At 74.0% G+C, this 14,188-nt stretch carries 12 protein-coding genes; 6 read left to right on the top strand and 6 right to left on the bottom strand.

Annotated elements, in window-relative coordinates; all coding sequences use genetic code 11:
• Positions 1-19: 19 nt before the first annotated feature.
• The 5 genes from C8054_RS22710 to C8054_RS22690 all read right to left on the bottom strand — a co-directional run bounded on the left by C8054_RS22710 (position 20) and on the right by C8054_RS22690 (position 6,979).
• Positions 20-1,690, bottom strand: coding sequence for a bifunctional diguanylate cyclase/phosphodiesterase (locus tag C8054_RS22710; RefSeq protein WP_233220049.1), 1,671 nt, complete (start codon positions 1,688-1,690; stop codon positions 20-22).
• A gap of 94 nt (positions 1,691-1,784) precedes the next feature.
• Entirely contained in the window at positions 1,785-2,597 is an 813-nt protein-coding gene (locus C8054_RS22705; protein WP_107159922.1) for an SAM-dependent methyltransferase, read from the bottom strand.
• Positions 2,598-2,794: 197 nt separating this feature from the next.
• Positions 2,795-3,463 (bottom strand): response regulator transcription factor, encoded by a 669-nt coding sequence (locus C8054_RS22700; RefSeq protein WP_007072219.1) that lies wholly within the window; start codon positions 3,461-3,463, stop codon positions 2,795-2,797.
• A gap of 7 nt (positions 3,464-3,470) precedes the next feature.
• Positions 3,471-5,165 carry a GAF domain-containing sensor histidine kinase gene (locus C8054_RS22695; RefSeq protein WP_107159920.1) on the bottom strand — a complete coding sequence of 565 codons (1,695 nt, stop codon included), beginning with the start codon at positions 5,163-5,165 and terminating at the stop codon, positions 3,471-3,473.
• A 14-nt stretch (positions 5,166-5,179) separates the two neighbouring features.
• The gene (locus C8054_RS22690; protein ID WP_107160004.1) at positions 5,180-6,979 is read right to left on the bottom strand and encodes a long-chain fatty acid--CoA ligase; all 1,800 of its coding nucleotides are present in this window, start codon (positions 6,977-6,979) and stop codon (positions 5,180-5,182) included.
• 98 nt (positions 6,980-7,077) lie between these two features.
• Between C8054_RS22690 and C8054_RS22685 the strand changes: the two genes are divergently transcribed.
• From C8054_RS22685 to C8054_RS22660, 6 genes are all read left to right on the top strand, one after another.
• Entirely contained in the window at positions 7,078-7,533 is a 456-nt protein-coding gene (locus tag C8054_RS22685; RefSeq protein WP_107159917.1) for an SRPBCC family protein, read from the top strand.
• A gap of 41 nt (positions 7,534-7,574) precedes the next feature.
• The gene (locus C8054_RS22680) at positions 7,575-8,288 is read left to right on the top strand and encodes a hypothetical protein (protein ID WP_107159915.1); all 714 of its coding nucleotides are present in this window, start codon (positions 7,575-7,577) and stop codon (positions 8,286-8,288) included.
• A gap of 73 nt (positions 8,289-8,361) precedes the next feature.
• Complete coding sequence (locus C8054_RS22675) at positions 8,362-9,309, top strand: ROK family glucokinase (protein WP_107159913.1); 948 nt, start codon at positions 8,362-8,364, stop codon at positions 9,307-9,309.
• Position 9,310: 1 nt separating this feature from the next.
• The gene (locus C8054_RS22670) at positions 9,311-10,006 is read left to right on the top strand and encodes an endonuclease/exonuclease/phosphatase family protein (RefSeq protein WP_107159911.1); all 696 of its coding nucleotides are present in this window, start codon (positions 9,311-9,313) and stop codon (positions 10,004-10,006) included.
• Positions 10,007-10,455: 449 nt separating this feature from the next.
• Positions 10,456-11,862 carry an NAD(P)/FAD-dependent oxidoreductase gene (locus tag C8054_RS22665; RefSeq protein ID WP_107159909.1) on the top strand — a complete coding sequence of 469 codons (1,407 nt, stop codon included), beginning with the start codon at positions 10,456-10,458 and terminating at the stop codon, positions 11,860-11,862.
• Positions 11,859-12,683 (top strand): alpha/beta hydrolase, encoded by an 825-nt coding sequence (locus C8054_RS22660; protein ID WP_107159907.1) that lies wholly within the window; start codon positions 11,859-11,861, stop codon positions 12,681-12,683. The genes C8054_RS22665 and C8054_RS22660 overlap by 4 nt, the downstream gene beginning before the upstream one ends.
• Before the next feature lie 15 nt (positions 12,684-12,698).
• Here C8054_RS22660 and C8054_RS22655 read toward each other — a convergent pair whose 3' ends face one another.
• On the bottom strand, positions 12,699-14,117 hold the full coding sequence (locus tag C8054_RS22655; RefSeq protein ID WP_107159905.1) for a trehalose-6-phosphate synthase: 1,419 nt from the start codon (positions 14,115-14,117) through the stop codon (positions 12,699-12,701).
• Positions 14,118-14,188 lie beyond the last annotated feature (71 nt).

Genomic DNA, 14,188 nt, shown 5'->3' with positions numbered 1-14,188 from the left:
CCGTCGATCGGCCCCCGTCTCACACCCCGGCGTGGACCACGTGGGCGGTCGCGGGGCCGGGGCGGCCGAAGTGCCAGCCCTGACCGGCGTCGCAGCCGATGGCGCGCAACCGGTCCGCCTGGCCGGCCGTCTCCACCCCCTCGGCGGTGACCGTGAGGTCCAGGGCGTGCGCCAGCGAGACCAGCGAGGCGAGGATCCGTTCGTCGGTACGGCCGCCCGGGTCGCCGGCCGGCGCGCGCAGCCCGGTCACGAACTCGCCGGCCACCTTCAACTCGGTCACCGGCAGGTCCCGCAGGTACGCGAGATTGCAGTACCCGGTGCCGAAGTCGTCGATCGCCACCCGGATGCCGAGATCGCCGAGCACCCGCAGCGCCCGGACCGGCTCGACCACGGTGCTCATCATGGTGCTCTCGGTGACCTCCAGTTGCAGCCGTTCCGGGGGCAGGCCGGTGCGGCCGAGCACGCCCCGCACCTCGGGCACCAGGTCGGCCCGGTGCAACTGGCGTACGGCCAGGTTGACGCTGACGAACGGCGCGTCGCCACCCGCCGCAGACCAGGTGCCCGCCTCGCGGCACGCCTCGGCCAGCACCCAGCTGCCGAGCCGGACGATCAGGCCGGTCTCCTCGGCCAGCGGGATGAAGCTGTCCGGCCGGAGCACCCCCAGCTCCGGGTGGCGCCAGCGCACCAGCGCTTCCATGCCGAGCACCCGGCCGTCACGCAGCGACGTCAGCGGCTGGTAGTCGAGGTAGAACTCGCCCCGGTCCAGCGCGGCCGGGATCGCCGCGGAGAGCGCGTACCGGGCCAGCTCGCGGCGGTTCCGGTCGGCGTCGAACAACGACCAGCGGGCCCCGCCGGCGGCCTTGGCCCAGTGCAGCGTGCTGTCCGCGGCGCGCATCAGCTCCATCGGCGAGGTGCCGGCCACCGGCCGCTCCACGATGCCGATGCTCGCCGACACCGTCAGCTCGTGCCCGTCGACGAGCGCGGGCTCGCGTACCGCCTCCAGCGCCGCCTCGGCGACCTTGACCACGTCGTCGGTGCCGGCGGTGCGCTCCACCAGGATCACGAACTCGTCGCCGCCCAGGCGGGCCACCAGGTGCTCGCCGAGCGTCCGGCGCAGCCGCTGCGCCACCGCCACCAGCAGCGAGTCGCCGACCTGGTGACCGAGGGAGTCGTTGACCACCTTGAACCGGTCCAGGTCGAGGAAGCAGACCCCGATCCGGTCCGCGCCCCGGCCGGGCGCGACGATCGCGGCGGTCAGCCGCTCGGTGAACAGCGTGCGGTTCGGCAGGTCGGTCAGCGGGTCGTGGGTGGCCTGGTGCCGGAAGCGGGCCTCGCTGTCCCGCAGCGCCCGTTCGGCCTGGGCGCGCGCCATCATGGCGGCCCGCCGGATGGACTCCTGCTCGTCCAGCGTGCGGTCGCGCAGCGCCCGGGCGTACCCGGTGGCGACGGTGGCGAGCAGCCGGGACATCCGGTCCTCGACGTCGTCGACGTCCAGGTCGAGGTCGCGGACCAGCCGGAGCTGGATCACCTCGACGGTGCGACCCAGGCCCTCGGCGGAGGCGATGTGCGACTGCACCAGCTCCGCGCCCACCTGCTGGCCGATCCGCAGGTCGAACGGGTCGGCGCGCATCGCCTGGGCGAGCCGCTCGGTGAGCCGTTGCAGCATCTCCTCCAGCTGCGCCTGGGTCATCGGCAGGTAGCTGGTCCCGGAGACCGCCTTGGCCCAGGCCCGGGCGAAGACGCCGGGGCGGCAGCGGCCGGCGGCGGTCACGGTGGCCACGTCGTCAGGCACCGAGCCGCCCGACCCCGCCCATGAAGACCGCCCGTTCGGCGTGTTCCGCCTGGTCGGGGGCGTCCGGTCGCCACTGCGGCACCCACACCACGCCCGGGTCGACCAGCTCGAACCCGGCGAACAGCGCGGTCAGCTCGGCCCGACCGCGGATGAAGAGCTGGCTGTCGGTGCGCCGGTAGACCCGTTCCGCCTCGGCCCGCTCGCCGGTGCCGTCCCGGCCGTCGTCGCTGGCCTGGGAGAGCACCAGGTGGCTGCCGGGCGCCAGCGCCGCGCGCAGCGTCCGCAGGATCTCCTCCGGGCGGTCGGAGTCCGGGATGAAGTGCAGCACCGCCACGATCATCACCGCGACCGGCTCGGTGAAGTCGATCAACCGGGTGACGTCCGGATGGCGCAGGATCGCCACCGGGTCGCGCAGGTCCTCCCGGACCACGGCGGCCCGCTCGTTGCCGGCCAGGATCTCCTGGCTGTGCGCGACCGCCACCGGGTCCACGTCGACGTAGACCACCCGGGAGTCGGGGTCGATGCCCTGGGCGATCTCGTGCACGTTGCCCACGGTCGGGATGCCGGAGCCGATGTCCAGGAACTGCCGCACCCCGGTCTCGGCCAGGTAGTGCACCGCCCGGCGGAGGAAGGCGCGGTTGGCCTGGGCCATCAGCGGGGCCTCCGGCACCGCCTCGACCATCGCCCGCGCGGCGGCCCGGTCGGCCGCGAAGTTGTGCGAACCGCCCAGGTAGTAGTCGTACATGCGGGCCACGCTCGGGCGCTCGATGTCGATCGTCTCGGGTGCCCAGTCCGGCCGCTGCATGTCCCTGCCCCTTGGGTGTCGGCGACGCGCGGCGTCACCGCCGCGCGGATCACCCGGGTATTCTGCCCGGCCGCTGTCGCGGTGCAAAGACCGCCGTCGTTCCGCGTCCGGCCGTTCACCGTACGCGGTCGACCCGCGCCCGGAATGCCGGAGAGGCCCGCGTCCGGCGTGCGGACGGGGCCTCTCCGGCGGTGCCGTCAGAACTTCGGCGCGTCGGGGGCCTCCAGCAGCCCCAGCCGCAGCGCCGTCATCAGCGCCTGGGCCCGGTTGGCCGCGCCCAGCTTCTCGTAGAGCTTGGAGATGTGGGTCTTGGCGGTCGACTCGCTGACGAAGAGCTGCTTGGCGATGCCGGCCACGCTCATGCCGTCGGCGAGCAGCCGCAGCACCTGCCCCTCGCGCGGGGAGAGCTGCGGGCCGGACGGGGCGAGCCGGCGCTTCATCGCCTCGGCCAGGTCGGCCGCCGTGAACGCGCTGGGGGAGGAGGCGGCGTGCCGGGCGGCGGCCACCACCTCGTCGGCCGGGGCGGTCTTCGGGACGAACGCGCTCGCCCCCGCCTCCAGCGCGCCGAAGAGCTGGTCGTCACCGGCGTACATGGTGAGCACCACGATGCCCATCGAGGCGCTGGACTTGCGCAGCGCGCGGGTGGCCTCCAGACCGCTGCCGTCGGGCAGTCGCAGGTCCATGATCACCACGTCGGGCTGGAGCGCGCCGGCCTGGCGCACGCCCTCCGCGGCCGTGGCGGCCTCGCCCACGACCTCGAACTGCCGGTCCCGCTCGAAGGCGTGCCGCAGACCCTTGCGGATCAGGTCGTGATCGTCGACAAGGAGGACCTTGGTCCGGGTGGCCGGTGTCGGGCTAGTGGTCATCCTCGGGTTACTCCCCTTCTGCTGCTGCGGCGCTGCCGCGCACCTTATCGCGCCGGGGCGACGAGCCGAGTACCACCGCCACGGTTGTGCCGCTGGGTTGCCGCGGCCTGATCTCCAACCGGCCTCGGATACGTTCCGCCCTCTCCGCCATGATCGCAAGACCATAGTGCCCCTCGGGCCGCTGGTCACCGATGCCGTGACCGTCATCCGACACTTCGATCCGGGCGTACGGGGGATCCACCTCACAGGTGACCCAGAGGTTCGACGCGCCGGCGTGCTTGCGCGCGTTGGTGACCGCCTCCTGGGCGATGCGCAGCAACTCGGCCTCGGTGGCGGCCGGCAGCCGGGCGGTGGACTCGTCCAGGGACAGGTTCACCCGCAGCCCGCCGGAGGCGCCGACGGTGCGGGCGTACTCGGCGATGGCGGCGGCCAGCCCGCCGTGCCGGTCCACCTCGCTGCGCAACTCGAACAGGCTCAACCGCAGCTCCTGGATCACCCGGGTGACCTCGTGCCGCAGCGTACGCAGCGCCTCGGCGGTCTCCTTCGGGTCCTCGTCGACGTACGCCAGGGCGTTGTCGATGCCGTACCCGACCATCACCAGCTCCTGGGCGACCCCGTCGTGGATCTCCCGGGCCAGCCGCTGCCGCTCCTCGTTGGTGGCCAGCGAGCGCACCTCGTCGAAGAGCAGCGCGGCCTCCAGCCGCAGCGCCGCCGGGCCGGTCAGCGCGGTCACCCGGGACACCACCGGCGGCGGGTACGCGGCGCCGGTGTCCGCCTCGATCACCACCAGGCCGACCGTGCGTACGCCGGCGACCAGCGGCACGATCAGCGCCGACACCTCACCGGAGTGCCGGGACCGGGCCTGCGAACGGGCCGAGACGGTCGGCTGCTGGCTGGCCCAGGCGTCGGCGATGGCCGAGTCGGCGTCGAGCGTGGTCTCCCAGTCGACCCGGTCCGCGCCGATCTGGGCGAGCACCACCAGCCGGCCGCCGCCGCTGGCGGAGAGCACCGCGCCCCGGTCGGTCTTCGCCACCACCCGCAGCTCCTCCAGCAGGTGCTCGGAGATGCCGCCCGGGTCCAGGGTGGCGCCGGGGAGCTGCCGGGCCACCGTCCGGAGCTGGGTCAACAGCCGGGTGGCCTCGGCGTACGGCTGGGGTTTGCCCTCGCCGCGGACCCGCATCACCCGCTGGAGCGTGCCGGCGGTGTAGAGGCCGAGGCCGGCCAGGATCAGCCACTGCGCGCAGACCGCGAGGTAACCGAGCTGGCCGAGCTGCGGCTCGCCACCGACCTCGGTGAACGCGGCGCTGACCAGCAGCGTCGCCGCGGTGACCGCGAGCAGCGCGGCGCCCTCGCGGAACCGGCGGCGCAGCGCGGTCACGGTGACCGGCACGGCCAGGTACGGCAGCACCGCCGACGCGCCCAGCCCGTCGGTGACGCCGGTGAGGTGGGCGCCGGCGGCGACCTGACTGGCGGCCAGCCCGAGCACCACCACCTCGGCGAAGCGGCTGATCGGGGTGAGCAGCCGGTGCTGCGGCGCCAGGACGGCGGGCAGCCCGGCGACGCCGAGCAGGGCGATCCACCAGAGTTCGGTGGCGTCGCGGGTGGCGAACAGGGTCAGGGCGGCGACCAGCGCGAGGAGAACCGCGCGGGCCGCGACCGCGAGGAGCTGCGTCTGCGGCTGTCCGGATGTGGAGGCGGGCACCTGACGGATCGTAGTCAGCGCCGGTAGATCTCCGCGATCTCCGTGGCGTACGTCTTGTGGACGACCTGCCGCTTGACCTTCAGCGAGGGGGTCAGCTCGCCGGTCGCCTCGGTGAAGTCCCGGGGCAGGATCCGGACCACCTTGATCGCCTCGGCCTTGGAGACGGACTGGTTGGCCTGGTCGACCGCGCCCTGCACCTCGGCGCGCAGCGCCTCGTCGTCGCGCAGCTCGGCGGCGCTCGTGGTCTCCGGGCGCCCGTGCCCGGCCAGCCACTTCGGCAGCGCCTCCTCGTCGATGGTGACAAGCGCCGCGATGAACGGCTGCCGGTCACCGACCACCACGCACTGGCTGATCAAGGGGTGCGCCCGGACCTGGTCCTCCAGCACCGCCGGGGCGACGTTCTTGCCGCCGGCGGTCACGATGATCTCCTTCTTCCGGCCGGTGATGCTGAGGTAGCCGTCCGCGTCGAGCTGGCCCAGGTCGCCGGTGCGGAACCAGCCGTCGGTGGTGAGCGCCTCGGCGGTGGCCGCCTCGTTGTGCCAGTACCCCTGGAAGACGATGTCGCCGGAGATCAGGATCTCACCGTCGTCGTCGATCCGGACGGTGACGCCGGGCAGCGGCCGGCCGACCGTGCCGATCCGGGTGCCGGTGGGCAGGTTCGCGGCGGCGGCCGGCGACGTCTCGGTGAGGCCGTACCCCTCGCAGACGGTCACCCCGACGCCCCGGAAGAAGTGCCCGAGCCGGGCGCCGAGCGGCGCGCCGCCGGAGATCGCGTCGCGGCACCGGCCGCCCAGCGCCGCCCGCAGCTTGCCGTAGACCAGCCGGTCGAAGAGCGCGTGCTGGGCGCGCAGCGCCAGGCCCGGCCCGCCCGGCGTCTCCAGCGCCTCGCTCCAGGCGATGGCGACCTTTTCCGCCCGGTCGAAGATCTTGCCCTTGCCGTCCGCCTCGGCCTTCTGCCGCGCGCCGTTGTAGACCTTCTCGAAGACCCGGGGTACGGAGAGCACGAACGTCGGCTTGAACTCCTGGAGCGCGCCGACCAGGTCGCTGGTGTCCGCGCAGTGCGCCATGGTGGCCCGGGCCTGCACCACGCCGACCTGGATGAGCCGGGCGAACGCGTGTGCCAGCGGCAGGAAGAGCAGGGTGGAGGCGCCCTGGCGGAACAGGTTCGGCAACACCGGCACCGCGTTGGCGATGTCGGCGTAGATGTTGCGGTGGGTCAGCACGCAGCCTTTCGGCCGGCCGGTGGTGCCGCTGGTGTAGATGATCGTGGCGAGGTCGTCGGCCGTGAGCGTCGAGCGGCGGACCTCGACCTCGGCCGGGTCCACCGAGGCGCCGGCGGTGACCAGCTCGTGCACCGCGTCCAGCTCGATCTGCCAGACCTCGCGCAGGTCGGGCAGCCGGTCCCGGACGCCGGCGACGAGCGTCGCGTGCGCGGTGCTCTCCACCACCACGGCCACCGCGCCCGAGTCACCGAGGATCCAGGCGGCCTGCTCGGCGCTGGAGGTCTCGTAGATCGGCACGGTGACCGCGCCGGCCGCCCAGATGGCGTAGTCGAGCAGGGTCCACTCGTAGCGGGTGCGGCTCATCAGTCCGACCCGGTCGCCGGGGGACACGCCGGCCGCGATCAGGCCCCGGGCCACCGCGACCACCTCGTCGCGGAACTGCCGGCAGGTCACCTCGACCGGCCCCGCGTCGCCGGCCGGCCGGACGAACTGCACGGTGTCCGGGGCGACCTCGGCGTTTTCCCAGACCGGGTCGGTCAGGTTGGCCGCGTCGCCGACGGTGACGATCGGCGGGACGGAGAACTCGCGCACCTGCACTCCCTCGTGCTCGCACCGGCGCCGGGCCGGCCTGGTCGGCTCTGTCGAAACCTACCCGCCCGCCCCGGTGGGGAGCCGGGTAGCCTCCCCCCATGGCGGACTCCTCCACCCAGTCGATCATCGTCGGCGCGTCACCGGAGCAGGTGGCGGCCGTCATCTGTGACTTCCCCCGTTACCCGGAGTGGACCGAGTCGGTGCGCCGGGCCGAGGTGATCGAGGAGTACGAGGACGGCTACGCCAGTCAGGTCCGGTTCACGCTGGACGCGGGCGTGCTGGCCGACGAGTACGTGCTGGCGTACGAGTACGCCGAGGACATCTCCCGGATCGAGTGGCACCTGGTCGCGCCGTCGACGATGCAGCGGTCCCAGCGCGGGTCGTACGACCTGGTCGGCAACCCGGACGGGACGACCACGGTGACCTACACGCTGGAGGTGGAACTGTCCGTGGCCATGCTCGGCATGTTCCGCCGCAAGGCCGAAAAAATGATCATGGATACGGCGTTGAAGCAGCTCAAGCGCCGGGTAGAAGCACCCGGTGCGGCCAACTGATCCGATCGCCGTTCCGGTCGTCACGCTGGAGGAGCCGAACCATGGGCACCACTGATCCGGGTTCGGCCCGGGAAGAGGCCGAGCGCCTCGTCGTCACGCTGCTGGCCACCGCGCGGATGGCCGCCGCCTCGTCCGGCGCCGGGGGCCGCGGCCCGCTCGGTGGGATCCTCTCCGGTGTCCTCGGTCACATCCCGACCGGCACCGGCACCGGTTTCGCCACCGGCTCGCCGGAATGCTGCGTCTGCCCGGTCTGCCGGGGGATCGCGGCGTTGCGGGACCCGAGTCCGGAATTCGCCGAGCGGCTCGCCACCGGCGCCGGTGACCTGGCGGCCGGTGTGGCCAGCCTGCTGCGGGCGTTCGCCCCGGCGGAACCGGCCGGTCCGGCGACACCGGCCGACCCGCCGGCACCGGCGGCGTCGACCGGTTCCGGGAGCCCCGCGCCGACCGGGTCGGGAGATCACGTGTGGCGCGAGGCGACCCGTACCGGGCATGATTCTCAGCCGGCACCCGAGCAGGACGTGTGGTCCGCCGCCACCCGGGGGGAGGGCGCGGCCGATCCGGGTGCTTCCGACGGCTCGGGGTCGCGGCGTGGCGGCAGGCACGCCGAGCCGGAGCCGTCGCAGCCGCCCGTCGACGCCGCCGGGCCGGCGGGGCCGGCGGCGAGCCGGCCGCCGGCCGGCCGTCCCACGGTGCCCGCCTCGCGGGCGCCCGACGAGACGGGCGCGGACGCGGACCCACCAGGCGACGGGGCCTGACCACCGGACATCCCGGATCGCACGGCCGGTTCGGCCGGCGCCCGGGGCAGCACAGCAGAGGGGAGTGGCAGCGGTGACGCTGACCATCGGAGTCGACGTCGGTGGCACGAAGGTGGCCGGCGGTGTCGTGGACGACACCGGCGCGGTACTCGTGCAGACGCGACGGGACACCCCCGCCGACGACGTGGCCAAGACCCGGGACGTCATCATCGAGGTGGTCACGGAGCTGACCACCGGCCGGACCGTCGAGGCGGTCGGCATCGGCGCGGCCGGCTGGATCGACGCCACCCGCTCCACCGTGCTCTTCGCGCCCAATCTGGCCTGGCGGGACGAGCCGCTGCGCGAGTACGTCAGCAACGCCACCGGGCTGCCGGTGATCGTGGAGAACGACGGGAACGTGGCCGCCTGGGCGGAGTTCCGCTACGGCGCGGCCCGGGACGCCGACGACTCGATGGTCATGTTCACCATCGGCACCGGCGTCGGCGGCGGCATCGTGCTCGGCGGCGAGCTGGTCCGCGGCGCCCACGGCATCGCCGCCGAGCTGGGGCACATGCTCACCGTGCCGGACGGCCACCAGTGCGGCTGCGGCCGGCTCGGCTGCATCGAGCAGTACGCCAGCGGCAGCGCGCTGGTCCGCTTCGCCCGCGCCGCCGCCCGGCAGGAGCCGCACCGGGCCACCGCGTTGCTGAAGCTGGCCGACGGCGAGGCGGAGGCGATCACCGGTCCGATGGTGACCGCCGCGGCCAAGGACGGCGACCCGGTCTCCACCGAGGCGTTCGCCCAGGTCGGGCGCTGGCTCGGCACCAGCCTCGCGGACATGGCGCAGATCCTGGACCCGCAGGTGCTGGTGGTCGGCGGCGGCGTGATCGACGCCGGCGACCTGCTGCTCGGCCCGACCCGGCGGTCGTTCACCGACGCGCTGGCCCAGCGCAGCCGCCTGCCCGTCGCCGAGGTGCGCCCGGCCGAGCTGGGCAACACCGCCGGCGTGATCGGCGCCGCCGACCTGGCCCGGAGGATCTGACGTGTCGGGTGTGCCGCTGCGGGTGCTGTCCTACAACGTCCACAGCCAGCGCGACGACACCGCCGCGCTGGCCGAGGTGGTCCGCGAGGCCGCGCCGGACGTGGTGATCGTCCAGGAGGGGCCGCGGCGGTTCCGGTGGCGGCAGAAGTGCGCCACGCTGGCCGACTCGTTCGGCCTGGTGGTCGCCGCCGGTGGCCTGCCGTCGCTGGGCAACCTGCTGCTGACCAGCCTGCGGGTACGGGTCACCGAGGCCCGGTGCACGCGCTACCCGCTGACGCCGGGCCGGCACCTGCGCGGGGCCGCGTACGCGCGGTGCCGGGTGGGCGGCGTCGACTTCCTGCTGGCCGGCTCGCACCTGTCCACCGACCCGGTGGAGCGGCCGGCCCAGGCGGCGGCGTTCAAGCGGGAGCTGGCCGCGTCCCCGCTGCCGGTGGTGGCCGGCGCCGACCTCAACGAGGGGCCGGACGGACCGGCCTGGCGGACCGTGGCCGAGGGGCTGACCGACACCGCGGTCGCCGCCGACCGGGCCGACCGGCACACGTTCTCCTGCGCCGATCCCCGGCGCCGCATCGACGCGCTCTTCGTCGACCCGCGGATCACCGTGGTCGACTACGACGTGGTGGACACGCCGCGGACCCGCCGGGCCAGCGACCACTTCCCGGTCCTGGTCGACCTGCTGCTGCCCGCCGCCGGCTGACCGGCGCGGCGGCCGGACCGGTGGTCCGGGGCGAAATCCGGCCCTCGGAGCGGGCTCGGGGCGGGGGCGCCGGTGGTCGCGACCCGACCGTGACGGAACGTGAGGTGTCGGCGGCGGGGGCAGCCGACCTGTCGGCGCCTTTGCTCTGCAGCCGCATAAGCAGCGGCTACCCATGGTGATCGACGTGGCACGGCTCATTGTCGCGGCCCTTCGGCACATGGCCAGCTCACGGCCGTGCTGCGTCCGTGGCTGCAGAGCAAAGGCGTCGGACCGGCAGGACTGTCGCGTCGCGCGGCGCTCACCGTGCGTGAAGAGGCGGGCGGTCACCCAGCGTCAGGCGGTCCGCCCGGGTGAGCCGTGCCAGCTTCCGGGCGGCTGGACAACGGCGGGCATTCTCGGCAGGATTTCGCACCGACCCGGCACGCGTGCCGCACAAAGGAGATTTCCCGGTGTCCTCCTCCACCGACCTCGGCCGCCCCGAACCGGACCCCACCGCCGTCCCGAGCCGGGACGACCGCCCGGTCTCCGACCGGGGCGACACGGTCTGCGTCATCGGCGCCGGCGCCAGCGGGCTGACCGCCGTCAAGAACCTCCGCGAGGCCGGCTTCGGCGTGGACTGCTACGAGCGGGAGACCGGCGTCGGCGGGGCGTGGAACTGGCGGCACGACCGCAGCCCGGTCTACGGCAGCACACACCTCATCTCGTCCCGCCCGTTCACCCAGTTCCCGGACTTCCCGATGCCGGACGACTGGCCGGACTACCCGCACCACAGCCAGCTGCTGTCCTACTTCGAGCGTTACGCCGACCACTTCGACCTACGCCAGCACGTGTGGTTCGGCACCGAGGTGGTCCGGGTCGAGCCGGTCGAGGGAGACCGGTGGGACGTGACCACCCGCAGCACCGGCGGCTACGGCCCGGAGCGCACCTCCCGCTACGCCGCCGTGGTGCTGGCCAACGGCCACAACTGGTCGCCCAAGCTGCCCCGGTACGAGGGGCTGGCGGAGTTCCGCGGCGAGGTCATGCACGCCTCGTCCTACAAGGACCCGGCCCAGTTGCGCGGCAAGCGGGTGCTGGTGGTCGGCGCCGGCAACACCGGCTGTGACATCGCGGTCGAGGCGGCCCAGCAGGCGTCACACTGCTGGCACTCCACCCGGCGCGGCTACTGGTACGCCCCCAAGTACGTCCTCGGCCGCCCGGCCGACCAGGTCAACGACACGTTGCTGGCGCTGCGGGTGCCGCTGCGGGTGCGGCAGTGGCTGTACCACTGGACGCTGCGGCTGACCGTCGGCGACCTGACCCGGTTCGGCCTGCCGAAGCCCGACCACCGGGTGTACGAGACGCACCCGATCGCCAACAGCCAACTCGTGTACTACGTCGGGCACGGCGAGATCACCCCGGTGCCGGACGTGGCCCGCTTCCACGACCGCACCGTCGAGCTGGGCGACGGCCGACGGATCGACCCGGAACTGGTCGTCTTCGCCACCGGGTACCTGCCGCGCTTCGAGTTCCTGCACGGCCGGGTGCTCGGCGACGAGGACGGTTCCGGCCGGCCCCGGCTGTGGCTGAACGCGTTCACCGCCGGTCACCCCACGCTGGCCGTGGTCGGCCTGGTGCAGCCGGACTCCGGCATCTTCACCATCTCGCACTGGCAGAGCGTGCTCTTCGCCCGGCTGCTCACCCTGCGCATCGCCCGGCCGGAGCGGGTCGCCGCGTTCGACCGCCGGGTCCGCGCCGGCCTCGGTGAGCGGTACTCGGCGAAGGTCAAGGACAGCACCCGGCACTGGTTCGAGGTCGGGCACGCCGACTACCTGCGCGCGTTGCAGCGTGCCCTGCACGAGCTGGAGGAGAACAAATGACCAGCGAGCGGGTGCGGGTGGTCCGGGCCTGGGAGTGGGCCCGGCCGGAGCGGCCGGTACGCCGCGAGGTGCTGGCCGCGCTGCCCGAGCAGGAGGAGGCCAAGTCGCCGCTGCTGTTCGTGCCCGGCTTCGGCCACGGCGCGTGGGCGTTCGCCGAACACTGGCTGGGCCACGCCGCCGATCGCGGCTTCCCGGCGTACGCGCTGAGTCTGCGCGGGCACGGCGACAGTGAGCCGGCGCCGGACGCGACGCTGCGCGCGTACACCCATGACGTGACGCAGGTGGCGGCGAGCCTGCCGCGGCAGGCGGTGCTGGTGGGGCACGGCGCCGGCGCCCGGGTGGTGGCGCATGCGATGTCCCGCTACCCGGCGCGGGCCGCGGTGCTGGTGGCGCCGGTGCTCGGCGGCTGGGGAACGTTCGGCGCGGCGCTGCGGCGCAACCCGGCCGGCACGGTGCCGGCGGTCTTCGGCGGCGGGCTGCGGCTCAACCGGCGGCAACTGTTCAGCCGGGAACTGCCCGACGCCGACGCGCGCCGGCACGTGGCCCGGCTCGGCCGGGCCGGCCGTCGCGCGCAGTGGCAACTGCTCACCGGCCGGCAGCCGGAGCCGGCGGTGGGCCGGCCGCCGGTACTGGTGCTCGGCAGCCCCGACGACCGGGTGCTGCCGGCGACGGCCCTCACCCGGGCGGCCCGCCGGTACGCCTCGGCCCCGCTGCTCTTCCCCGGCATGGGTCACGACCTGATGCTCGACGCCCGCTGGCGGGAGCCGATCGACGCGATCCTGGACTGGCTGGACAAGGACCCGGCGCCCACCCCGGGCTGAGCGCCGGGCGCCGGGTCACCGCAGGGTGGCCCGGCGGCCGACAAGCGACCCGCTCTCCTCCAGCGCGCTCAGGTAGGACGCCGCCCAGGCGTGGATGTCGTTGTGCGCCAGGTGTTCCCGCATCGCCCGCATCCGGGTCGCGACGTCCTCCGGGCCGGCCCGCAGCGCGGCGAGCAGCCCCTGCTTCAGGCCGTCGAGGTCGTGCGGGTTCACCAGGTACGCCTGTTCCAGCTCGGCGGCCGCGCCGGCGAACTCGCTGAGCAGCAGCGCGCCGGTGCCGTCGACCCGGGCCGCCACGTACTCCTTCGCCACCAGGTTCATCCCGTCGCGCAGCGGCGTCACCGCCATCACGTCCGCGACCCGGTAGAGCGCCACCAGCTCGGCCCGGTCGAAGGGCTGGGTGAGGTAGTGGATCGCCGGCTCGCCGACCCGGCCGAACTCGCCGTTGATCCGCCCCACCTGGTGCTCCACCCGGTCGCGCAGGATCTGGTACTGCGCGACCCGGTCCCGGCTGGGCACCGCCACCTGCACCAGCACGGTGTCGCGTACCTTGACGTCGCCGCTGGCCAGCAGTTCCCGGTACGCCTTGAGGCGCTGTTCGATGCCCTTGGTGTAGTCCATCCGGTCGACGCTGAGGATCACCTTCTCCGGCTGGCCGAGATCCTGCCGGAGCCGACGGGCCCGCTCGGCCACCTCGGGTCGGGCGGCGAGCGCGGACATCTCGGCGGTGTCGATGGCGACCGGGAACGCGCCGATGCGCACCACCCGGTCGTCGACGCCGATCCGCCGGTCGCTCGCGGACAGGCCGAGCACCTTGGCGGCGAGCTGGGCGAAGTTGTGCGCGGCCTGGGCCCGCTGGAAGCCGATCAGGTCGGCGCCGAGCATCCCGCGCAGCAGCTCGGCCCGGCGGGGGAGCTGCATGAACAGCTCCGGCGGTGGGAACGGCACGTGCAGGAAGAAGCCGATCCGCAGATCCGGGCGGAGCGCGCGGAGCATCCCGGGCACCAGTTGCAGGTGGTAGTCCTGCACCCAGACCAGCCCGCTCGGCTCGGCCACCTCGGCGGCGGCCTCGGCGAACCGCTGGTTGACCCGCTGGTACGCCTCCCACCAGCGGCGGTGGTACTCCGGTTGCTCGACCGCGTCGTGGTAGAGCGGCCAGAGGGTGGCGTTGGCGAAACCCTCGTAGTGGTCGCGGAAGTCCTCGGCGTTCAGCGGGACGCTGCGCATCCGGACACCGTCCACGTCGGGCAGGGCGGGTGCCGGGCCGGTGCCGCCGGCCCAACCCACCCAGGTCGCGGGCGTGTGCCGGAGCAGGGGGTGCAGGGCGCTCACCAGGCCGCCGGGGCTGCGGCGCCACTCGAAGGCGCCGTCCGGCGCCACACTGTCGTCGATGGGGAGGCGGTTGGCCACCACCACGAGGGGGCTCTGTCGCATCTCGGGCAATCCGCTCAGCAGGGGTACCAGCCACCGGAGAAGCGCAAACCGGACAGCCGGTGCGGGACGTG

Origin of the sequence: Micromonospora sp. RP3T (assembly GCF_003027925.1) — a bacterium.
Taxonomy (GTDB): domain Bacteria; phylum Actinomycetota; class Actinomycetes; order Mycobacteriales; family Micromonosporaceae; genus Micromonospora.
Note: the sequence above shows the minus strand (reverse complement) of the source record. Positions and strands in the feature narration are given on the sequence as shown.

Coding starts and splice junctions, on each gene's coding strand:
- C8054_RS22710 (WP_233220049.1), bottom strand. CDS start 1,690: ATGACCCAGGCGCAGCTGGAGGAGATGCTGCAACGGCTCACCGAGCGG.
- C8054_RS22660 (WP_107159907.1), top strand. CDS start 11,859: ATGACCAGCGAGCGGGTGCGGGTGGTCCGGGCCTGGGAGTGGGCCCGG.
- C8054_RS22700 (WP_007072219.1), bottom strand. CDS start 3,463: ATGACCACTAGCCCGACACCGGCCACCCGGACCAAGGTCCTCCTTGTC.
- C8054_RS22705 (WP_107159922.1), bottom strand. CDS start 2,597: ATGCAGCGGCCGGACTGGGCACCCGAGACGATCGACATCGAGCGCCCG.
- C8054_RS22685 (WP_107159917.1), top strand. CDS start 7,078: ATGGCGGACTCCTCCACCCAGTCGATCATCGTCGGCGCGTCACCGGAG.
- C8054_RS22655 (WP_107159905.1), bottom strand. CDS start 14,117: ATGCGACAGAGCCCCCTCGTGGTGGTGGCCAACCGCCTCCCCATCGAC.
- C8054_RS22680 (WP_107159915.1), top strand. CDS start 7,575: ATGGGCACCACTGATCCGGGTTCGGCCCGGGAAGAGGCCGAGCGCCTC.